We start from the raw sequence: 22,037 nt of genomic DNA on the forward strand, positions 1-22,037 counted from the left end.
TCGTAAAATAGCCGCTGCTACAACCGTTGCTATGAACGTTTTTGTCAAGCCCTCCGTGTGAGAGGTGCCTGAGCACGTGGCGCGAGAGCAAAAATGCGAGCGACGGTCGGCACGCTGCTATCCGTGGGTTGGTACCACATGTTATGCCTTCGTCAAGGAGAGCTCTTGCAAGCTAGAAGCGCACGTTCAGTTACTCACCTAGTGCAAACGGTTGACGCAAATTCTCTCCCGGAACCTTCGTTTGCTCCCGGGCCTCGTGCTCAGGCGTGAGCTTGTCAAGCGCTTTTCTTGACAAGCGGTTAGGTTCAAATCAACACTTTTCCTATTCCTCATTGGAAATGAGGAACGCCTCACGGCGAGTGTGGGGGTGCAGGGGGCAACGCTCCCTGCGTCTCCCCAAAGGGGACGGAAGGGGCGTTAGTTAGCCACCGGTTGTTCCACCGTTCGAGCAACAGCCCATATGAACCCGGTTAGCTCCCTGGCCACCGCGCCTACGGCCACATTTTTGTGTTTGTTCTTTCCAAAAATGAGATGACGGTATTTGTAATGCAATCTTTCTTGCGCTTTCCACGACAACAGTTGTATATCGGCCGGCATGCCATCCAAACGCTTGGCGAGATCTCCTTTCACCGCAGGCCGATGACGGTAGCTCCAGGCGGATTCCACCAAGGATCGGCGCAAGCGCCCGTTACCGGCTTTGGTCATACTTCCGCGCCGAGTACTCAGGCCGGTTGAACTCTCACGAGGAACCAACCCTAAATACGCCATGAGTTGGGCCGGGGAGCGGAAGCGAGTAAATGAACCGATCTCAGCAGCTAGAGTGACGGCCGTCAGTAGTCCAATCCCACGCAGGGACTGAAGCACCCGAATCAGAGTTGCCTTGGAGCCGACCGTGGCTTGCTGAACCAAGGCTTTTTCCAAACGCCCCATCCGCTGCTCGATCTCATTTAAGGTATGGAGCATCTCGTCGAAGGCTACTTGCATGGGCTCATAAGGGAATGTCAGTTGCTCCAGCCAGGAACGGTACTTCCGGGTCCAACGACGCTTTATCGTAGCCGGCGGTTCGATGTGATGGCGGAGCAGGAACTTCAATATCCGCTGGCGTGCCCGATGCGCGTCCTCTTTGGCGGCCTCCCGGGCGCGAACCAACTCCCGCAAAGCCTCGTCTTCCCGCTCCGGGACGTAGACAGGAGTCAATTCTCCTGCACGAAACAGACGGGCAAGCTGCTCGGCGTCCCGTCGATCCGTCTTCACGTGATCGCCAGGGCGTTTGGGAATAAGCGACGGAGCAATGACAACGCAATGGGCTCCCATGGAGGTGATCCAGCGATAGGTTTCGTAACCTGTCGGACCTGCCTCATAACAAAACGATAGCGTTTCGGCCGGTCCCAGTTCTTTGATCAGCTTGCGCAGCGCCGCCGGGGTGTGAGGAATGCTCCCGTAATAGCGAGGAGTTTCACCGCTTGCATCTGCAATAGCAACCGAAATTTTTTCTTTGGATACATCTAAACCGACGAATTTTGTGGTAGACTGCATAGTATCAGCTCTCCTTTGCTATGTAGCTCTGAAATGGTTTGGTTTTCACTATCCATTTTAACCTACGAGATGTAGCAATATGGAGGGCTGTCTTTTGTTTACGTTCATCATAGCTAGATTTCCCGGCGGGCGCATTATCGGCTTGAAAACATAATCATTTCATCAGAAAATCTGAATCCCGGGAAATCTGGAATGTATCAGGACTGCAAGTTGTCTTGTTTGAAAGTTAATGCAACGCTAGTGCCGTTAGGCTGGGAAATAGCCGGGAATTGGGCGGATAACGTCGCTGGAGTCCGTTAGAGCAGCGTCCACAGATTATAAAGGGACGTCGTTGGGCGGTTTTTTAAATAAATAAGAATATATGTTCCCGTTAGGACTTTAGTAGGTAGGGAAGGCTGCGAATATTAGGTATTATATAGAAGAAAGACTTATATGATAATTTTGGCAGAGCAGTAAACTTACCGATGGCGGAGGGGAACTACGTTTGATTGAGATTACGGAAACTTGGATCGACTCACTGGCCCCGAATAGCGCGGCGATTAAGAACGGCCAGGATTTAAACAGAAAAGGCAAGTATATCGAGCTGCACCGGTCCGCGGATGGACAGGTGCTATTTGGCTTGTGTGCGGGAAGCGGAAAGACACCTTACGCGCCATCCGCGGATTTCGCCGTTCCCGACAAACCGGTGATGCGCTGCAGCTGTCCGAGCCGGCAATTCCCGTGCAAACATGTATTGGGTCTCTTGTATGCCTATGCGGAAGGAAAGCCATTCATGGAGGCGGAAGTGCCCGCGGATCTGGCGGCCAAACGGGAGAAAGCCGGAAAGCGGGAAGAGAAGAAAGCGCAGGAAGCCGCTGCCGGAGCCGATGCCAAGCCGAAAAAAGTCAATAAATCAGCGCTGAAGAAAAAAATCGCGGCCCAGCTGGAAGGGCTGGAGCTGCTCGAGAAGTTAACGCAATCTTTGATCCGGCGCGGACTCGGGACCTTGGATGCCAAGGAGCTTAAAGTGATTCAGGAACATATGAAGCAAATGAAAAGCCACTATTTGGCCGGCGCGCAAATTCAGCTTGGCAAGCTGCTGCTGATCTTGTCGGAGCGGCAAAATCCGGAGCAAGCCTATTCGTTGGCCGTCGAGCAGCTTGCCGTCATTCATGCCTTCATTAAAAAAGGCAGAGCGCATCTGTCCGCAAGGCTGGAAGATCCCGAGCTGGCGCTGGACCATGAGTCTTCCATCGAGGAATGGCTAGGGCATGCCTGGCAGCTGACCGAACTGAAGGAGGCGGGATTGGCCGCTCCGGGAACCGAGCTGATTCAGCTGGCCTTTTTAAGCTATGATGATGCTGCCCGGCAGGAATACGTCGACTGCGGTTATTGGATTCAGCCGGATAGCGGGGAAATTCATTATACGGTACAGTACCGTCCCTATAAAGCGGCGAAATTGATACGAGAAGAAGACAGCTTTTTCGAGGTGGCCGTCGTGCCGGAGCTTTACCGCTACCCCGGCGATCTGAACCGGCGCATCCGCTTCGAATCGATGACCGCCAGAGCTTTGGAAGAGCAGGATCTGGGCCAAATTCGCCGCTGCGCCGCTCCATCTTTCGCCGAGACCGTCAAACGGGTCAAAAACCAGCTAAAAAATCCGCTGGGCGATTCTAACCCGGTCGTGCTGCTGGCTGTAGCAAAGGTAGTCGCCGATTCGGAAGGCCGGCTGTTTATTGCCGACGCACAAGGGGACACGCTGGAGCTTCGCGATGTATTGGACGACGGAACCGTTCAGCTTATGAAATTTTTGCCGGATGAGCACCTTCAGGACATCGCCGTGCTGGGGATGTTTCAACATGATTCCCTAAGCGGCCGGCTAACGGTTCAGCCGCTCAGTATTTTAAGCCAACAAGAGCTGATACGATTGCTTTATTAGTCCGGGTTAACAACGGCAACCTCTACTAACAAGCCGAATTGGAGGAACATGCATAATGAGTCAGGCCATATTGTTTGAGCTGAACGATGAAATCCGGCGCCTTTATATTGCCGGCAGCGATCTGGCGTCCGGGGATTATAGATTGAAACGGTTGGTTCCGGCTTTGCAGCAGTTGGGAGAACGGGCTCCGGTATTTAAAAAACTGGCCGAAGGCACCGCGTCTTTAATTGCCGAAGACAGTGGAGCGGATTCGGCCCGGCGGCTGCAGGACGTCAATCTTCTCCTTCAGTCGGTGCTGCGCACCCAGGGCAAAGGTTCCACCGCGGGCGAGACGGTTATGCTGCACAACAAACCCGTTTCCTTAAAGACGTTCGCATCCTTCCGGAAATTGTCCGCGGTCCGCCATGCGCTTACCACCCGGGGCGGCGGGCGCCATGAAATCATCGTCGAAGCGTTCCGCGATGGATTGTTTCAGGATCTTCGCCTGCTTCCGTTTGCCTTGGAAGCGTTGAACGACCCTTATGCGGAAATTGCCGATTTTGCGATGACGGACATTTTGCCGTCTTATGGCGCTGAAATCGTGCCGCATCTGATCCGAAGCTTTGAGCCCGCCGGAGGGAAGCTTGAAGCGCGCAAGCTGACCGTTATCGCAAGGAGCGGCGGCGAACAAGCGCGGCCTGTCATTTATGAGGCCGCCGTTTCGGGTTCCGATGAAGTGCGGACGACGGCGATTCGTCTGCTTGCGGGGTACGCCGAATATGAAGGGGCTTTGCTCGAATTCAGCCGCGACAAGAAGAAGAGCATTCGCGAAGCGGCGTATCAGGCGCTGGCGGACAGCGACTCGGCAAGCGCGGCCGAACGTCTGTATGAGGCTTCCAAAGGCAAAGACAGCGAACTGGTAGGCCCGGCGTTAAACCGAAGCCGATCGGAACGGTTGAACAGGTGGCTGGCCAGGGATTTTGCCAAACTGATTCAATCTGTGGAGGCGGGCGTAGCGGATAGGGAGAAAACGCAGGAAAGCTCGATGTTGGCGAGACGCTATTTCTGGGCGCTTCACCATAAAACGATGCCTGAGCTGGAGGAGATTTATTTAAGAGTTCTACGGAACTATACTCACTATGCTTACACGCTTGGCTGGACTTTTTTAACGAACGCAGCGCTGCAGTACATAACCAAAACCGGCTCCGGCGAGGGGCGCGAGCTTGTCAGGGCTGCGATAAAAATCGAACTGAAAAAAACGGCGGGAACGAACACGTATGTGCGTGAAACCTTTGTTAAGGCGCAGTCCGCATTGCCTCCGGAACACTTGTATGAGGAGTATGCCGGCATTCTGCAAGACCGGTTGGCTGCTTCGTCCGTCAGCAAAAGCGCCAACTACTGCAAGCACTTGCTCGATACGTTGGAAGGTTTGGTCATTGACCGCAGGTATCGGGAAGCGGAGCCGGTATGGACGAGTGAACGGAGGAGCTATGCATATTACGTGGAAATGCCGTCGCCGGAGCAAATCGCCGCAGCATGGGACCCGCGCTGGCTGGATCATTTCATTGCCCTCAATCATCTGGCCTTGGTCAGCGCTTTCGCCCGGCCGGGACATGAGGCTGCCGCTTCCTATTTGCTTGCTAAGCTGGGCAAATCGCCGGAATTTCGCAACCGTTTTGCCAATTTGGCGGCCATGGGGCTGGTTCGCGCGGGAATCCCGGAGAAAGAGCTGCATGAAGCGCTCATCCGGGCTTTGGAAGACGAGCGGAATACGGAATGCCACGAAATCGAACCGTTTCTGTTCGACCAGCTTTGCCGTCTTCCCGCCTCCTATGCGGACCGGATCCGCAAGGCCATGCCCAAATTCGTTGGCAGCAGCGTAGAGCAGTTGGGGTATATTTTAAAAACGATGGAGTCGTCCATTTAAGGGGTCTCATATTTTTATCATAAAGGAGCGATGGCGGTGATGAGTACGGAATCCGCGATGCAGGAGATGATGCGCAAGCCTGCGGAGCTTTTGTATCAGGAAGAACTGCAGGCTTTGATCCGTGAGGATCAAGGGAAAATCCCGGCCGGGTGGCAAATGTCCCCGCAGTCGGTGCTTAAGTTTATCGTCGGGGGAACCGCGGGGAGTCAGGCGATCACCCCGAAATATATCGGGAACCCGCGTCTCGTTGAAATGGCGATTGCGACGCTGGTGACAGACCGCGCTTTGCTGTTGATCGGCGAGCCGGGAACGGCCAAGTCCTGGCTGTCGGAGAATCTGGCCGCAGCCATTTACGGCAACTCCGGGCTGGTTGTGCAGGGAACGGCGGGGACGACGGAAGAGCAGGTCCGCTATTCCTGGAACTATGCCATGCTGCTGGCCCAGGGGCCAACGCCGGAGGCGCTGGTGAAGAGCCCGATCATGCGGGCGATGGAAGCGGGCGGCATCGCCCGCTTTGAGGAAATTTCCCGCTGCGCCTCCGAGGTGCAGGACGCTTTGATTTCGATTTTATCGGAGAAGACGATCTCGATTCCCGAGCTAGGCAAAGAGCTGAACGCGCGCAAAGGATTCAGCATTATCGCTACGGCCAACACCCGCGACCGCGGGGTCAATGAAATGTCGACGGCGCTGAAACGCCGCTTTAACATGATCGTGCTGCCGGCGCCGGCCGACCTTGAAACCGAAGTGGAAATCGTCAGGAAGCGCGTCGCCGAAATCGCCGCATCCTATGACCTGCAGGCGGCCGTTCCCGCAGACGAAGCGCTGCAAAAGATAGTGACGATCTTCAGAGAGCTGCGCAGCGGCATGACGCTGGACAAAAAAGAAAAGGTGAAATCCCCGGCCGGGGTCATTTCCACGGCGGAAGCCATTTCACTGCTCACGAACAGCATGGCGCTGGCGGCCAGCTTTGGCGGCGGAGAAATCACCGATGAAGATTTGGCCGCAGGGCTGCAGGGGGCGATCGTGAAGGATGACGACAAGGACCGTCTCGTATGGAAAGAATATTTGGACAACGTGATGAAAAAACGCGGAGCAAGCTGGCGCGGCCTCTACAACGCCTGCAAGGAGATGAATCAATGAAGCCGGCGAGCGGCGCTGGAGTGCAGATCTTTGGCGTCCGGCACCTGTCTCCGGCCGGCGCTTACCATGTGGCCGACTTCCTCGATCAGATAAAGCCAACGGCGGTGCTGATTGAGGGCCCGGCGGACGCTTCCCCCGAAATCGCGCATTTGACGAACACCTCGACCAAGCCGCCGGTGGCGATTTTGGCCTTCACCGAGGAAGTGCCGGTCCGGACCGCGCTCTGGCCGTTCGCCGTGTATTCCCCGGAATATCAGGCAATGCTCTGGGCTCGAAAACATGGTGCGTACTGCGCCTTTATCGATTTGCCTTCGTCTTCCGCGGTTTGTCTGCAGGATGCGCGCGGCGCCGCCCGGGAGCGGGAAGAAGACCGGCCGAACGGCAGCGCCGCTCCTCTCCCGGAGGGAGAAGGCCGCGTGACGGAAGGGGGCGCTGAGCCGGAAAGCTCCTTGTACGGCAGGATTACGGCAATCGCCGGCGAATACGACTATGACGCGTATTGGGAACGTAACTTTGAGCACAATTTGCGTCCGGATGCCTACCGTCAGGCCATTCTGGCGTACTCGGGACAAATGCGGGAGCTGACCGCGGAGCGGGAGCGCCGCGGCCAAAGGCTCGAATACGCCTATAATGCGGTGCGCGAAGCGTATATGTGCCGGCAAATTGCCGATGCGGTCGCTGCGGGACATAAGCCCGAACAGGTCGTGGTCATTTGCGGGGCGTATCACGCTTCCGCCCTCAAGGATCTGTCCCTTGCCATGAGCGACGAAGAAATATCGCAGCTTCCTTCCCGCAAGACGAAGCTGACGCTGATGCCGTATTCCTATTTGCGGCTTTCGTCTTTGACCGGGTATGGAGCGGGGAACATTGCGCCGTACTATTTTGAAATGATGTGGGAGCAGATGCAGCGGGGTACGCTGGAGGAGCTGCCGCATCGTTATCTCGCTTCGGCGGCCGCGGATTTGCGAAGGACGGGAACGCACCGCTCCACGGCAGAGGTGATCGAGGCGGTCAGGCTCGCCGAATCCTTGTCGGCCCTGCATGGCGGCAGCCTGCCGGTACTTATTGACCTGAGAGATGCGGCCAAAACGCTCCTGGGGCGCGGAGAACTCGCCGTGGTCGCCGAATCGCTCGCGCGTACGGAGGTGGGGACGGCGATCGGGGCCCTGGCCGAAGGGGTCAGCCAAACGCCGATTCAGGACGACGTGAACCGCCAGCTGAAGCGGCTTAAACTGGAGAAATACAAAACCGCGGTTGCCCAGGATTTAGTCCTCGACCTGCGGGAAAACCGGCGGGTTAATTCCGAGGAAGCGGCCTATCTTGATTTGAACCGCTCGATCTGGTTCCATCGTTTGAAGCTGCTCGGCATTCATTTTGTCAAAGACCGGGCCAGGTCCGCCGGCCAGGCGGTGTGGTCGGAGCATTGGATCGTCCAGTGGTCCCCGGAAGTGGAGATCGAAGTCGTGGAATCCAATTTGCTGGGCGAAACCGTAGAAACCGCCGCGGCCTTCGTTTTGCAGCAGCGGCTAGAGGAATGCTCCACGATCAAGGAGGCTTCCGCGCTGATCTCCGTTGCCTACGAGTGCGGGATGATCCGGCAGATGGAGGCCGGCCGATCGGCCTTGCAAAGCCTGGCGGTCCAGAGCCGGAATGTCGTGGAAATCGCGGCCGCGGCGGGAATCCTGTCGCAGCTTGTCCGCTTCGGCGGAATCCGCAGAATCGATACGACCCCGTTAATCCCACTGCTGCAGCAATTGTATTTGCGCGCGGCTTTGTTTCTGCAAGAGGCGAGCCAATGCAATGATGAGGCGGCGCAGGCGATGGCGGAAGCGATGAACGAGCTAAGCCATATCGCCGCAGAGCATAGCGCCGAAGTGGATGAAGGGCTGTGGGTTGAGGAGTTGACCGCTTTATCGGACAGAGATGATGCCCACCCCAGGCTGTCCGGTCTGGCGTGCGCGATTTTGCTGGAGCGGGGAGAGCTTACGGCCGAGCAATGCGCTGCCGAAGTTTCGCGCCGGCTCTCGCCGGGGATTCCGGCCGACCTGGGCGCAGGCTGGTTCGAAGGTCTGGCGATGCGCAACCGGTATGCGCTTCTGTCGCGGATGAGCCTATGGGAGCAGCTTAACGCGTATATCAGCACGCTGGAGGATCACGAGTTTGTGCGGGCGCTGGTCTTTTTGCGCCGTGCTTTCAGCGCTTTCAGCCAGAAGGAAAAAACGATGGTCGCCGAGCTGCTTGGCGAATTGTGGGGCGTTAAGCCGCAGCAGGCGGCCGAAATCATGATGGATGAGCTTAAGGAGGATGAAGCCCGGATGCTGGATGAACTTAATGATTTCGATTTTGAGGATTTATAGACATGGCTGAAGCGGTAAACCAACAGGCTTTAGCCCGCTGGCGGCTCATTCTGGGCGCGGCCGCCGCAGGGGAGCTTGACCGGTACGGCAGCGGCGGGCAAGTGGAGCTTTCGGACGATGAGTTGATTATGGATCGCGCGCTTGCCGCCATTTACGATCAAACGGCGGAGGGCACAGAAGCGGCAAACGGGGGCAGCGGTGCTGGCGCTCGCGGTGCGGGCCAGGGGAAATCCACGCCCCGCCTGGCGCAGTGGCTCGGCGACGTAAGGACTTTTTTTCCGGAAGACGTGGTGTCCGTAATCCAGAATGATGCGATGGAACGCAAAGGCTGGAAGCAGCTTTTGTTCGAACCGGAGGTGCTGGCCACCGTTAAACCGGATATCCACCTTGTCGGAACGCTGCTGTCGCTCAAAGGGAAAATTCCGGAGAAGACAAAGGACACCGCGCGAATGCTTGTGCAGGCGGTGGTCGATGATCTGGTCAAACGGATGAGCCATGAGCTCCAAAGAGCGGTCACCGGGGCGTTAAACCGCCGGCAGCATACACCGCTGTCCTCGCTGAGCGGTATCGACTGGAAGCGGACGATTCAGCGGAATCTGAAGCATTACGATGCACAGCATAAGCGAATCGTCCCGGAAAGGTTTTATTACTTTGACCGCGCCAAGCGCAGCAAGGAATGGACGGTTATCGTCGATATCGACCAGAGCGGCTCCATGGCGGAATCGGTGATCTGGGCGTCGGTGATCGGGTCCATTTTTGCCAGCATTCCGGCGCTGGACACGCGTGTGGTCGTTTTCGATACCGAGGTGGTCGATCTGACCGAGCAATGCGCGAACGATCCGGTGGATATGCTGTTCGGCATTCAGCTCGGGGGAGGCACGAATATCGACAAATCCGTGGCCTATTGCGAACAGTTCATTAAAGAACCGAAGAAAACGCTGTTCATCCTGATCTCCGATCTTTATGAGGGGGGCAATCAATCCCGGCTGATCCGGCGGATGCGGGAAATGAGGGAAGCCGGCGTCAAGACGCTAGGGTTGCTCGCCCTGTCGGATGAAGGAACACCGTTTTACGATGAACAGTTGGCCAGGGCTTTTGCTAGGGACGGGACTCCTTGTTTTGCCTGCACGCCCGCGATGTTGCCGCAATTGGTGGAAGGCGCGCTGCAAGGCAAGGATTTAGCGGAGTTGGTGAAGCGGTTGGAAAACAAGAATTAAGAATCGCCTCTTGGCATTAAGAGGCTATCCTAAGGAGGAGTTTGGCAAATGACCAAAAGCATATTGAATTGGGAGACAGGGCGCTGGATGAATGCGCCTTTATCCGTGAAGCAGGAGGGGAGCTGCCTAAAGGTTGTTCCGGAAAAAGGCAGGGATTTTTGGAAGAAGACACTTTACGGTTTTGAGTTTGAGGACGGCGCGGCCCTGTTAACCGGCTGGCCGGCGGACAAAGCGGTGGAGGTGTCGTTTTTGCTGACGACTTTCACCGAATTGTATGATCAGGCCGGTATTATGCTGTACCACGGACCGGGCCAGTGGATCAAAGCGGGCGTTGAAATCAACGATGGAATTCCCCAGTTGTCCGCCGTAGTCACGGATGGGTATTCGGACTGGTCCTTAACGGCCGTACCCGAATGGGCGGGCGAGGAGGTGACCATCCGCGCATCCCTCATGAACGATGCCGTCATTATACGGGCGCGTACGGAGCGCCATGCCTGGCGCACCATCCGCGTGGCTCGTTTCCCTTACCTTTCCGGCAATCAAGCCGGCCCTTTCACGTGTTCACCGACGCGGGACGGCCTGGAGGTTACGTTTACCCGTTGGGCTTTTGCCGAGCAAGATCAGGATCTTCATAAAGAACCGCCGGTTTGAGTGCTAAAGCGAAATGCCATTATGAACTCGGCCGCAGATTCCTCGCGCGGTTCATTATTTGCTATTATATATGCTCAAATGAGCATCGCTTAACGTTATGCGACAAAATACGAGCACAAGGAGTATCCTGCATGCTGAAAGCATTTATTTTTGATATGGACGGCGTAATTATTGATAGCGAACCGCTGCATTTCGAAGTTGATCTGTACACGCTAAACTCGATCGGCATTGCCAGCAGCAAAGAAGAGCTGGAGCAATACGTGGGGATGACCAATCCGGAAATGTGGAGGCTCATCAAGAAAAAACATCGACTGCCGCAGTCGATTGAAGAATTGATTCAGCTGCAATTAACGAAAAAACTTGCTTATTTGGATGAATCGGACATCGAACCCATTTCCGGGATCCGAGAGCTCATTCAGGAATTGCGTGATGGGAATATTCCGATCGGCTTGGCCTCATCGTCCCCCAGAGTATTTATCGAAAAGGTGTTGAGCAAATTCAACATCCTGCATGAATTCGCATGCATCACAAGCGGGGAAGAGGTTCCCAAGGGGAAACCCGCTCCGGACGTCTATTTGGAAACCGCGCGGGCGATGAACGTGGAACCGGAGCATTGCTGTGTCCTGGAGGACGCCAAACACGGGGTGGCGGCAGCGAAAGACGCCGGTATGCGATGCATCGGATTCGTGAATCCCAACTCCGGGAATCAAGATTTGTCAGCGGCTGATTTTATCGTCAGCTCCATCGCAGAAGTAAAAATCCGGGAACTATAGCACGCGCCCATAAGATCATCCGCTGGGGGGATTTCAAGTGAAAGCATCTATTTTTAATGACATCGTTACTTCGGAGGAGGAGCTCCGGACGTTATGCGGATTTCCGAAGGAATTGGTTAAGAACAAAGCGGTAACGGTCATAGACCGGCATTGCCGGGACTTTATTTCCAAGTCTCCGCTCATCTTCCTGTCCACCGCCGATTCGGCGGGCTCTTGCGATGTATCTCCGCGGGGAGATGCCGCCGGCTTTGTACACGTTATGGATGACCGCCATTTGATTATTCCCGAACGTCCCGGAAATAAACGATTCGACTCTCTGCGGAACATTCTCGAAAATCCGAGGATCGGATTGATTTTTATGATTCCCGGGCTGGGGGAGACGTTAAGAATCAACGGACAGGCCTGGATCGTGAAAGATCGGGAGATCCTGAAGAACATGGAGGCTTTCGGAAAAGTTCCGGTGCTGGGGATCGGGGTGAAAGTCGAGGAATGTTATATGCACTGCGCCAAAGCATTCAAACGGTCGCATGTGTGGGACGATCACTACTGGCCGAAACAAGAGGAGTTGCCGAACCCGGCAAAAATTATCGCCGCGCATGCGGAAAAATTAAAACTTTCCGCCGATGAGGTGGCCGCTTCGCTAAAGGAAAGCTATGAGCAGCGGTTATACTAAGCCGTCGTTAGGGCTTATCAAACGAATCGGTTACGCGGCAAGTGTGGTCACCGTTGGTTTATGGGCGGTTCTGCTGTGGTTTAATCCTTATTTTAACGGCTTGGATCGGATTAGCTTTTTGATTACATTTATTATGCTGGTTCTCCCGGCTGTTTTATTTTCCATGGGTCTTGTTTTGTCCCGGAGTCTAATTTTATTGATTTCGTTCATCTGGAGTTTTCCGTACAGCATGTATATGCTGCTGACACCCAGCATTTTTAAGCTGTTTGGCGTTACGTGCTTCATTTATTTATTGTGTTTCGTGCTGTTTCGAGTAAATAAAATAAAGTATTAAATTAGGCTGAACTTAAAAATCGGTGTTTGATAACGGCTGCTGCTGAATGACGAACCGCCGCGGCTGGGCCTGCAAAATAGCGGCACTTTATGGACTTATTTTTTGGAGCCAGGCATGTTCATCCTCATTAGCGGAATTTTTTGTTCTTATTTTTCCTTTGAGTGGCCCAGAAGGCGGGAATTCCTTGAGCTTTGAGAAAATAGCGACACAAATTTCCTCTATTTTCCCAAAATTGACGGATATCGCTGGAATAACGCCATTTTATGTACTTATGTTTTTCTATGAAATTTCTTAGGGAGCCTGGTTTTTGCAGTTTTTCTGATATTGCTTTTTCAAATCCCATTTTGGTTTTGAGCTATTAATAACCAGGAAAAGAAGTGATCCCCCATGGGCTACATTATGGATTTAAGAAAGATTGTGGGTACCAGACCTTTAATTATGGTAGGCGCTTGTGTTGTAGTTATCGACGGAGACTCCATTATGTTGGAAAAAAGAACGGATAACGGCATGTGGGGGCTACCCGGGGGATCGCTGGAACCTGGGGAATCGTTGGAGCAAGTAGCCCGGAGAGAATTGTTTGAAGAGACGGGGTTGGAGGCCGTTCAGCTTGAGTTGATGGATGTTTTTTCGGGGCATGAGCTTTATTACAAGTATCCGCACGGGGACGAAGTTTATAACGTGGTAACCGCCTATCTGTGTCGAGAGTATCGCGGAACGATCCGTAAAGAGGAGACCGAAGTGGAAGAGGTCCGATTTTTTGAAGTGAACCGATTGCCGGATAACATCAGCCCGCCGGATCAACCGATCATCAGAGCATTTTTGAGTCTGCAAAATCATTTCTAAATTGAGGGGGGCGTTCAATCATGAAAATCGAGTTACGCCTTATTCAAGGGGATAACTTGCCTGGATTTGATCGGAGGGAGAATCTTAGGCATGCACTTGAAAGCCAGCCTAGGCTAAGGAATCTCTATAGCGCACGCCTGTTCATGAAATTTTTGCTGTTTTTTTGAAAATGTAATACTATGGAAATAAAACGGAAAGGGATGGAAAAGGTGATTATTATTCATGCCGGGTTTCAAGTAGATCCAAAGAAGGAAGCAAGTTTTTTGGAAGAGATTGCTCCGCTGATACAAGCCTCGAGAAATGAAGCCGGTAATATATCGTACCGACTGTATAAAGATACGGAAAAAGAACATGCGTTTACGATGATTGAAGTCTGGGAAGATTCGGCTGCAGTGGATTCCCATAATTCCAGTGAACATTTTACCTCATTCGTGGCCAAGGCGAGTCAATTTTTAACCGAACCGTTGGATATAAAAGTTTATAGTGGGCAGCCTTTGACGTGATAACGCAGGGCCTTATCGGCCATCCTGGCGTTGAATGGTTGAATTTAGAAAACAGCTATGTTAAGATACAAATAATTTAAATGACAGGAGCTGAAGAGGATAATGGATTTTTCTTGCTAAGAATCATAAAACAGCAAAGCGAGAATGGTTTCGCATGTTTTATTTTTCCTATGCAAGAAAGTTGCTTATCCTTTTCACTCAAACGGAATATCCTGATCTGATGCCATAAGTGGGCCAGATTTGCTGTATTTGATTTGAGCTGCGGGAAAGTAACTTTCTTGCGGCTCAAATTTTTTTTGCAGGAGGATCGTTTCATGTCATTAATTAAAGTAACGAATCTGACTTTTGCCTATGAGGGCAGTTACGATAACATTTTTGAAGACGTCAGCTTTCAAATCGATACCGCTTGGAAACTAGGCTTTACGGGGCGGAACGGCAGGGGGAAAACGACGTTTCTGAACCTGCTTCAGGACAAATACGAATACAGCGGGCATATTTCCGCCGACGTCGGCTTTGAGTATTTTCCTTTCCATATCAACAACCCGGAATATCTGACCATGGATGTCGTCAGCGAAATATTTCCGGACTACGTCAACTGGGAACTCATGCGCGAATTGAACTTGCTGAAGGTGTCCGAGGATGTGTTGTACCGGCCGTTTGCGTCCTTGTCGAACGGCGAGCAGACGAAGGTGATGCTTGCGGCCTTGTTCCTGAAGGAAAACCGCTTCCTGCTCATCGACGAACCGACCAACCATTTGGACATGGAAGGGCGAAAGCTCGTGAGCGATTATTTGGCGGGCAAAAGCGGTTTTATTCTGGTCTCGCACGACCGGGCGTTTTTGGACAACTGCGTGGATCATATCCTGTCCATCAACAAGATGAATATCGAAATTCAGAAGGGCAATTTTTCCGACTGGTGGGAAAACAAACAGCTGCAGGATAATTATGAGCTCGCTGATAACGATAAGCTAAAAAAAGATATCAAACGCTTGTCGGAAGCGGCGAAACGGACGAACAACTGGTCGCACGAGGTGGAAAAAACAAAAAACGGTACGAGAAACTCCGGGTCGAAGGTGGATAAGGGATATATCGGCCATAAAGCCGCCAAGATGATGAAGCGCTCCAAATCGATGGAGCAACGGCAGCAATCCGCCATTGAAGAAAAGTCCAAACTATTGAAAAACATTGAAACGTCGGAGAGTTTAAAGATCACACAGCTTCCTTTTCATAACTCCAGGCTGGCCCAGCTTGAGCACGTTTCGATTTTTTACGGGGAGAAGACGGTTTGCGAGGATATCAGCTTTACGATCGAGCAGGGGGAGCGGATTGCGCTTTCCGGGAAAAACGGCTCCGGCAAATCTAGCATCATTAAACTGATTTGCGGTGAGGAGATTAGCCACACGGGGACGGTTAGAACAGGAAGTCAACTTAAAATATCTTATGTTAACCAAGATACTTCCCATCTCCAAGGCAATTTAACGGACTATGCCCGTAGTGAAGGAATTGATGAAAGCCTCTTTAAGGCGATCTTAAGAAAGCTGGATTTTTCCCGAATCCAATTCGAAAAGGACATGGCGGCATTTAGCGGCGGTCAAAAAAAGAAAGTGCTGATCGCGAGAAGTCTCTGCGAGCAAGCCCATCTCCTGGTCTGGGACGAACCGCTGAATTTCATCGACGTCATTTCGCGCATGCAAATCGAAGTACTGCTGCTGCAATACGCGCCGACCATCCTTTTCGTGGAGCATGACCGCGAATTTTGCGATCATATAGCCACTAAGATTGTCGAGCTATAGTGTTGATTGGGTAAATAAAGAGGCCTTCCTCAATAGTGATTACACTTTTGCGGGCGGCCTCTTTCGTTTTGCATCAATCCGGCAGGATCAGGCCGACTGCGCTGTTCCCAATCGACTGAACGTAAATGCCGAGCTGTTCGGAAACAAAGCGGACGGGAACGAAGGTGGTACCTCCGACCATCATCGGAGCCGCATCCGTCTCCATGCGTTTTCCGTTCACAAGGATGGTTTTTTCTCCGATCGTAAGTTCAAGCTCGCGGTTTTTCCCGTGTATCGTTACTTTGCGCGCCGATTTATCCCATTTCACGTTAGCCCCCAGCGTTTCCGATACGAACCGGAGCGGCACGTAAAATCTCCCTTTATTGTTGAAAGGGGCTTTGTCCAATTTTACAAATTTCCCCAAAACATATACGTCCTGAGTCTGGCGGAACAATATGTCCGGAAATGGCTCGTAGGTCGTAAGCAGCACTTCGGCGCCTGCTTCCTTCAACCTTTGGATCACGGCAGCGGAGCCGGACGGTTCACGGTAATCAACGATATTGCCTTCGATGTCAAGCAGCTTCAGTTTCGGGCCGGGCTGGATTCCTTCGATCGAAGCGAGCAGATTATGGCTGAGATGGGCGTATTCAAGCTCAGGCCACGCATTGATGACGGCGATCGAAGACAGGCGATTGGCGGCTGCGTTAAAGGTGCGAAGCCGGGACAAGCCGCGCAGCGGGTCGACCGTTTCGATCTGGTTCATGCTGATATCGAGGGATTCCAGCTTCGTAAGCCCGGTTAGCGGTGCGACATCTTTCAAACCGACCGCCGGGAGCGACAGCCGGGTTAGATTCGGGAACGAGCTTACGGTTTCGGGATGCAGCAGGTTCGGATTTTGTCCCGCATCCAATTCTTCCAGGCGGGAAAGCGGCTTAATCGGAGCGAGGTCTGCCACGCGTGCCGCCTCCACGTTTAACTTAACGAGTCCGGTCAGTCCGCTTAACGCTTCCAGCCCAATCGGCTTCGGATGGGGGGTGTCGCTGGCGAGGGTCAAATCGGCGAACGACAGCTCCGTCAGTCCTTTAAGTCCGCGCAGCGGTTCCAAATCAACGAGCGGGTTCGCATCCAGCTCAAGCTTATGGAGCTTCGGCAAGTGGCCGATGGGAGACAGGTCCGCGACATGGTTTCCGGTCAAATCCAGTTCTTCGAGGGAAGTCAGACCGCGGAGCGGCTTAAGATCCGACAGCCCGCCGTTATACTGCAATGTCAATCGCTTCAGGTTGTTCAAGTTTTGCAACCCGTCAAGCGACTTAAGTGAACCCGAAGATATGGTAAGATCCTCGAGTTTGCTTAGTTTACTTAGCGGGGCAACGTCTTTGATGCGATGCTCAGGTTGAAAAGGGTGTGTATAGTCCGGTGCGATATACAGCCGTTGCAAATGGGCGAAATGCTGAAGCCCCTCAAGGCTTTGAATGCCGGGAAACATTCCGGCCGATCCGGCGCCCGCACCGTTTTGCGCACCCTCAGCCATGGCGTCATAGGACTTCGAGGTATCGATCTCCGTGATGCGCGCGGCGTCCTCGGCGGTAATCGGTCCGGAAGGTTTGCCGAGGAGGGAGCGGACGATTTTTTCCAGCACGGGGTCCTCAATGGTTATGGAGTCGGAAGAAGCCGCCGACGCGGCGGATGACAGGAAAAGCGGGATCGACAGCAGCAGCAAAAGAAAAAGCGTTTGTATCTTGACCAATTTAAAGCTCCATTTCATAGGAATTCACCTCTAAAATCTGAAAAATTCGGAATATCATTTAGACGGCGATATATGGAATAAGTTTCGCTCCGCACTTAAGCGCCGGCAAAAGAACCGGCCAGGTTCAATCCATCCGCCTACACAGATCTCTTAAAGCGCACTGCAGCATCGATTAAAATTTCAATATTAAATGGTTGACTTTCATGCTAATATCTACTTAGTCTATGATGTTTGTCACGGACAAAAGCGGGAATCTCGATATATTCCGTGAATTCTAAAGGAGGATGTATATGATGAAAAGTTATTACAAAAAAGCTCTGATCCTCGGTGCCCTGGGAGTGATGTTAACGGCAGGCGCAGTGGTTAATCCCGGGCAGGCGGAAGCGTCGACAGATCCGTATTTAGGCGAGATTCAGCTGTTCCCCTACAGCTTCACCCCGGAAGGCTGGATGAAAGCCGAAGGCCAGGAGTTGTCGATTTCTCAAAACCCAACTTTATATTCCTTGCTCGGAACAAAATTCGGCGGGAACGGTCAAACGACGTTTGCGCTGCCGGACTTGCGCGGAGCTTCGCCGATGCCGGGGGTTTCCTATTATATTTCTATAAACGGTGCGTTCCCGCCTCGCGAGTAGGAATCGCAAACATGGAAGATGAGGTGAGGGCGTGTCGAAAACAAAACGTAGAACGCGTAAAAATATGAAACTCCGGTTCCTGATCCCGCTTTTGCCGGCCATCGGCGGGGCGATTTTGATGTTGGGTCAGGATGCGTCGGCGGCGGTCGTGAACGTAACGCTAGGCAAACCCGTAACTTCCAGCGGCTTTGCCGACCCGTACGAGCCGTCGAGGGCGGTGGACGGTTCCGTTCAGCCGACCAGCCGCTGGTACCAGGCAACCGCCGGAGAGAAATGGATTCAGGTCGATTTGGGAGATATTTATACGCTGAGTATTTGGAAGGTAACCGGTATGGGGCTCTACTATGAATGGTCCGGCGGATTGGACCCTTATCATTTTCATTTGGAAACGAGCTTGAACGGATCGAATTGGAAGACCGTGGATACGGTGCAGGGCAACACTAATCCGCTCTTTCAACGGTCTCTGCCGCCGGTAGATGCGCGTTACGTCCGGCTGGTGATTGATCAGGGGAATGCCGCCAACAATCAATGGGCGTCCGTGCTCGAATTTGAAGCTTATGGAGAATTGCTGACCGCGCCCGGGACGCCGGGGAATTTTGCGGGCGTCTTTCAAGATGGGGCTCCCAAGCTTAGTTGGGATGCCGCAGCAAAAGCGGCCACTTATGAACTTAGACGAAACGGCACGCTGATTTATTCCGGACCGCTTACTTCTTATACGGATGCCGATGTCCTGCCGGCAGGAGAAATTACATACAGCGTTCAAGCGGTTAACGCCAAAGGAAGCAGCCCGGCGGCGGAAATCACCGTGAACGTTCCAAGCGAGGCGGAACGGGCTGACGAGGCCGCAGCGGCGCTGGAAATCGGATATGCGCCCGGCGACAGCGCTTCTGCGGTGACGCAGGATTTAACGCTTCCGCTTGCCGGATTAAGCGGGACAACCGTCAGCTGGAGCTCAAACGCTCCGGAAACGGCCGGCAATGACGGAAAGGTGACCCGCCCTGCGTATGCTCAGGGGGACCGCGCGGTGGAAATGACGGCGGCGGTAATGCTGGGAACGTATAAGGTGACTAGGACTTTCAACATAACCGTGCTGAGGGAACCGGCCGAAACCGCTCTGGCCAGAGCGGAGCAGGAACTTACGCTCGGGGATCTGACGGCCGTTGCAGGCAACCTCGCACTGCCTGAAACGGGCTATGGCGGAACGCGGATCGAGTGGTCTTCCAATGCGCCGGAGATCGTCGCGCCGGACGGAACGGTTCACCAGCCTGCTTATTCGAAGGGAGACAAAGATGTCACGCTGACCGCTGTGCTGAGGCTGGACGGTCTGGAGCGGGTCAAGACGTTTAACGTTCATGTCCTGAGCCTCCCGATCAACGATGAAGAAGCCGTGGCGGCCGCATATCAGTCGTTGACCTTGCCCGTAACGACGGTCACGTACGATCTGGATTTGCCGGACCGCGGGGCAAACGGTGTTTTCATGAACTGGAGCTCGTCGCATCCTGAATTTCTGAACTCGGAAGGACAGGTGACCCTGCCGAGTTATACGGATGGGGATCAGAACGTGACGCTGACGGCGACGATTTCAAGAGGAGCGTATTCGCTGACCAAGGCGTTCCCGCTGCTGCTTCCCGCTCAGCCGATTCGCCCGGATGAGGCGGCACGGCTGGCGGCGGATTCGCTAGTTCTTAATTACCCTGCGGGGATTAAAGATTCCATCAACCTTCCCCGCTCGGGCCCCTTTGACACTACGATCGAATGGGCGTCCGATCGGCCGGAAGTGTTGGATGCGGACGGCCGGGTCAACAGGCCAAGGTACACGGACGGGGATGCCGAGGTTCACTTGACGGCAACGGTGTCCAAGGATGCGGCTGCCGTGCAGAGAACGTTTCGGCTCACCGTACTTAAAGCTCTGCCGAACACGCCTTATATTCGCCTCAGCGGAACGAATCCTGTGCTGCTCGAAAGCGGAGACAGCTTTACGGACCCTGGAGCGACCGTCGTCGATAGCGTTTATGGGAGCATTCTGGCGGAAGGGATAACGGGAACGGGTTTGATGGATATAAATACCCCCGGTATTTATTCGCTAAGCTATGATTATAGCGGCGATGGATGGACGGCGGAAGGCGCCGAGCGCGAAGTTCATGTGCGGCCCCGCCCGGTGTCGGCTGCGGCCGCAAGCAGCGGCGTAGCAGGCTCCGTCCATGTAAGCGGAGCAGTCCCGGGGGCCCGGCTTGGACTGTATAACAGCGATGGGCGGCTGGCAGCTGATGGCACGGCGTCCGCGGAAGGGACGTACACATTTACTTCGCTTGCGGAAAACGGGTACTATGTGCTGCAAACGGTGAACGGTATGGCAAGTTCCCCGTCCGCTCTAATATACGTAAAGCTTCTTACGGCAGCGGACGTAGCGGCGGCAATCACAGCCGTCCCCGGCCCGGGCGAAGCGGATACGAAACTGCAGCTTCCGGCAGTGCCGGACGGGTTCACGCTTGCGATCTCCAGCAGCAGTCATCCGGAGGTCGTGCAAACGGACGGAGTCATCCATCGTCCGGCACGCGCTACTCAGGTTACGCTTGTATTGCAGGTAATCAAGGTTTCGGACGGCTCCGGCGCGCTGACCGTCCCGATCGCGATTACGGTTCCCGGCGTTCGAACCGGCGGCGGGGACGACGACGGCGGTCAGAACAGCGGGAGACGGAGCGGCGTATCGGTTAGCAGTTCAACGCTTCAAAAATCGTTCCTGTACGAACAAGGCCGTTTGGTCGTGGTTTATACGCCTTCGGCCGCATATTTGGAGCAACGGATCCGCCAGGCTGAGCTTTCCGGCATGGACCACGCTTCCATTGAATTAACGAATGAGACAGGCGCCAGCCGAGTGATCATTGCTTCCGATCTTTTGCGCAAATTCGATCAAGCCGGCACTTCCATCGTGTCCAGATACGCGACGTTCCGCCTTTCGGAAGAAGATCTGCTAAAACTGGCCGCGGAAGGACGAAAGCTGGAGGTCACTCTTGAAGCGGAAAGCGGCGCCGGTTCGGAATTGCTCAGTTCATGGGCTTCCGGCGAAGGGCTATCGGCGGCGGGACCCGCAGTGCGGATTAGCGCTGCGGTGACGGGAACGCCGCGAGTCGTTCTGCCGCTTGATCAGAACTCTGCCGCATTACCGGCCAACGGGGGAACGGCGGATGATCCGTTTATACTGGCTTATTACACTGACGGTACGAGAGAGAAACTTCCTGCCGCATTCGTTTATGATGACGTTGGCCGCATCGTTGGCGTTGCCTTTGATTTGACGGCATCGGGCACTTTTGCGATGGCCGTCAGTAGAGATGCGGCGGCGCCTTCCGAAGGCGTGAAGCCGCCGGCAGCTTCCGGAAGCGGGGCAGCCCCCGAGCACAGCTGGAGCGATGCGCGGGAGCACTGGGCGGACGGCGCGCTGCGGGCGCTGGCTGTACGCGGATGGATGCAGGGTTACGAAGACGGCACGATTCGGCCGGACCGGCCGGTAACGCGCGCCGAGTTTGTTTCGGTCCTGGCTAAAGCGCTGGGTAAAAACACGGATGAAGGCGGAAGCGCTGCGTTTGCGGATCTGGAAGGCCACTGGGCGGCCTCAGCCGTACAGGACGCCTATGCCCAAGGCTGGATCAACGGTGTATCCTCCGAATCGTTTGCCCCGGATGCGCCGCTGACCCGGGAACAGGCGATCGTGATTTTAGCGAAGGCGCTGGGAGCGAGTTCGCCGGATTCGAACCAGAACCTGTTGAATAGATTCAATGATAGAGATCAAATCACCGCTTGGGCAACTTCGGCGCTGCAGCAGGCGGCTGCTTCCGGATGGATCGTCGGTTATCCGGACGGTACGCTGAAGCCAAGCGGAACACTCAGCAGGGGCGAAACCGCAGAATTGCTGATCCGGGCATTCGGCCTAGAGTCATAAACCCATTAAAGAGCACGGTTACTTGGACAACGGGTAACCGTGCTTTACATTTCTTTCCATCCGATTCCATGTCTTGATTTAAGATTACATTAAGGTTG

At 54.1% G+C, this 22,037-nt stretch carries 16 protein-coding genes; 14 read left to right on the forward strand and 2 right to left on the reverse strand.

The annotated features are described in order from the left end of the window. Positions 1-417: 417 nt before the first annotated feature. On the reverse strand, positions 418-1,536 hold the full coding sequence (locus DYE26_RS05645) for an IS110 family RNA-guided transposase (protein ID WP_036622457.1): 1,119 nt from the start codon (positions 1,534-1,536) through the stop codon (positions 418-420). A 484-nt stretch (positions 1,537-2,020) separates the two neighbouring features. Between DYE26_RS05645 and DYE26_RS05650 the strand changes: the two genes are divergently transcribed. From DYE26_RS05650 to DYE26_RS05705, 12 genes are all read left to right on the forward strand, one after another. Next, positions 2,021-3,454 (forward strand): SWIM zinc finger family protein, encoded by a 1,434-nt coding sequence (locus tag DYE26_RS05650; protein WP_036622873.1) that lies wholly within the window; start codon positions 2,021-2,023, stop codon positions 3,452-3,454. Between the two features lie 55 nt (positions 3,455-3,509). After that, positions 3,510-5,360 (forward strand): HEAT repeat domain-containing protein, encoded by a 1,851-nt coding sequence (locus DYE26_RS05655; RefSeq protein WP_036622874.1) that lies wholly within the window; start codon positions 3,510-3,512, stop codon positions 5,358-5,360. A gap of 39 nt (positions 5,361-5,399) precedes the next feature. Beyond that, positions 5,400-6,500, forward strand: coding sequence for an ATP-binding protein (locus DYE26_RS05660; protein WP_115311182.1), 1,101 nt, complete (start codon positions 5,400-5,402; stop codon positions 6,498-6,500). Further along, positions 6,497-8,857 (forward strand): DUF5682 family protein, encoded by a 2,361-nt coding sequence (locus DYE26_RS05665; RefSeq protein ID WP_036622875.1) that lies wholly within the window; start codon positions 6,497-6,499, stop codon positions 8,855-8,857. The genes DYE26_RS05660 and DYE26_RS05665 overlap by 4 nt, the downstream gene beginning before the upstream one ends. A gap of 2 nt (positions 8,858-8,859) precedes the next feature. Next, positions 8,860-10,074 carry a VWA domain-containing protein gene (locus tag DYE26_RS05670; RefSeq protein WP_036622876.1) on the forward strand — a complete coding sequence of 405 codons (1,215 nt, stop codon included), beginning with the start codon at positions 8,860-8,862 and terminating at the stop codon, positions 10,072-10,074. Positions 10,075-10,122: 48 nt separating this feature from the next. Beyond that, positions 10,123-10,725: a DUF1349 domain-containing protein gene (locus DYE26_RS05675; RefSeq protein WP_036622877.1), complete on the forward strand. Its 603-nt coding sequence runs from the start codon at positions 10,123-10,125 to the stop codon at positions 10,723-10,725. A gap of 131 nt (positions 10,726-10,856) precedes the next feature. Then, positions 10,857-11,498, forward strand: coding sequence for an HAD family hydrolase (locus tag DYE26_RS05680; RefSeq protein WP_036622878.1), 642 nt, complete (start codon positions 10,857-10,859; stop codon positions 11,496-11,498). Positions 11,499-11,535: 37 nt separating this feature from the next. After that, positions 11,536-12,171 carry a pyridoxamine 5'-phosphate oxidase family protein gene (locus DYE26_RS05685; protein ID WP_036622879.1) on the forward strand — a complete coding sequence of 212 codons (636 nt, stop codon included), beginning with the start codon at positions 11,536-11,538 and terminating at the stop codon, positions 12,169-12,171. Between the two features lie 380 nt (positions 12,172-12,551). Next, positions 12,552-12,800 (forward strand): hypothetical protein, encoded by a 249-nt coding sequence (locus tag DYE26_RS33080; protein WP_127463447.1) that lies wholly within the window; start codon positions 12,552-12,554, stop codon positions 12,798-12,800. A 92-nt stretch (positions 12,801-12,892) separates the two neighbouring features. Then, complete coding sequence (locus DYE26_RS05695) at positions 12,893-13,348, forward strand: NUDIX hydrolase (RefSeq protein WP_036622880.1); 456 nt, start codon at positions 12,893-12,895, stop codon at positions 13,346-13,348. Positions 13,349-13,557: 209 nt separating this feature from the next. Next, positions 13,558-13,851: a putative quinol monooxygenase gene (locus tag DYE26_RS05700; RefSeq protein WP_036628137.1), complete on the forward strand. Its 294-nt coding sequence runs from the start codon at positions 13,558-13,560 to the stop codon at positions 13,849-13,851. A gap of 314 nt (positions 13,852-14,165) precedes the next feature. Further along, on the forward strand, positions 14,166-15,644 hold the full coding sequence (locus DYE26_RS05705) for an Lsa family ABC-F type ribosomal protection protein (RefSeq protein ID WP_036622881.1): 1,479 nt from the start codon (positions 14,166-14,168) through the stop codon (positions 15,642-15,644). Between the two features lie 73 nt (positions 15,645-15,717). Here DYE26_RS05705 and DYE26_RS05710 read toward each other — a convergent pair whose 3' ends face one another. After that, the gene (locus DYE26_RS05710) at positions 15,718-17,388 is read right to left on the reverse strand and encodes a stalk domain-containing protein (protein ID WP_036622882.1); all 1,671 of its coding nucleotides are present in this window, start codon (positions 17,386-17,388) and stop codon (positions 15,718-15,720) included. Positions 17,389-17,660: 272 nt separating this feature from the next. On the opposite strand from DYE26_RS05710, the gene DYE26_RS05715 reads away from it, so the two are divergent. Both DYE26_RS05715 and DYE26_RS05720 read left to right on the forward strand, forming a co-directional pair. Then, positions 17,661-18,002 carry a phage tail protein gene (locus tag DYE26_RS05715; RefSeq protein ID WP_036622883.1) on the forward strand — a complete coding sequence of 114 codons (342 nt, stop codon included), beginning with the start codon at positions 17,661-17,663 and terminating at the stop codon, positions 18,000-18,002. A 31-nt stretch (positions 18,003-18,033) separates the two neighbouring features. Continuing rightward, positions 18,034-21,939: an immunoglobulin-like domain-containing protein gene (locus DYE26_RS05720; protein WP_240534130.1), complete on the forward strand. Its 3,906-nt coding sequence runs from the start codon at positions 18,034-18,036 to the stop codon at positions 21,937-21,939. Positions 21,940-22,037 lie beyond the last annotated feature (98 nt).

The sequence above is a fragment of the Paenibacillus macerans genome, from assembly GCF_900454495.1.
GTDB classification, from domain to species: Bacteria; Bacillota; Bacilli; order Paenibacillales; family Paenibacillaceae; genus Fontibacillus; species Fontibacillus macerans.

Bases quoted from the DNA above. Each gene is read 5' to 3' on its own strand.
- DYE26_RS05645 (WP_036622457.1), bottom strand. From the start codon at position 1,536: ATGCAGTCTACCACAAAATTCGTCGGTTTAGATGTATCCAAAGAAAAA.
- DYE26_RS05655 (WP_036622874.1), top strand. From the start codon at position 3,510: ATGAGTCAGGCCATATTGTTTGAGCTGAACGATGAAATCCGGCGCCTT.
- DYE26_RS05660 (WP_115311182.1), top strand. From the start codon at position 5,400: ATGAGTACGGAATCCGCGATGCAGGAGATGATGCGCAAGCCTGCGGAG.
- DYE26_RS05665 (WP_036622875.1), top strand. From the start codon at position 6,497: ATGAAGCCGGCGAGCGGCGCTGGAGTGCAGATCTTTGGCGTCCGGCAC.
- DYE26_RS05670 (WP_036622876.1), top strand. From the start codon at position 8,860: ATGGCTGAAGCGGTAAACCAACAGGCTTTAGCCCGCTGGCGGCTCATT.
- DYE26_RS05675 (WP_036622877.1), top strand. From the start codon at position 10,123: ATGACCAAAAGCATATTGAATTGGGAGACAGGGCGCTGGATGAATGCG.
- DYE26_RS05680 (WP_036622878.1), top strand. From the start codon at position 10,857: ATGCTGAAAGCATTTATTTTTGATATGGACGGCGTAATTATTGATAGC.
- DYE26_RS33080 (WP_127463447.1), top strand. From the start codon at position 12,552: ATGACGAACCGCCGCGGCTGGGCCTGCAAAATAGCGGCACTTTATGGA.
- DYE26_RS05695 (WP_036622880.1), top strand. From the start codon at position 12,893: ATGGGCTACATTATGGATTTAAGAAAGATTGTGGGTACCAGACCTTTA.
- DYE26_RS05705 (WP_036622881.1), top strand. From the start codon at position 14,166: ATGTCATTAATTAAAGTAACGAATCTGACTTTTGCCTATGAGGGCAGT.
- DYE26_RS05710 (WP_036622882.1), bottom strand. From the start codon at position 17,388: ATGAAATGGAGCTTTAAATTGGTCAAGATACAAACGCTTTTTCTTTTG.
- DYE26_RS05715 (WP_036622883.1), top strand. From the start codon at position 17,661: ATGATGAAAAGTTATTACAAAAAAGCTCTGATCCTCGGTGCCCTGGGA.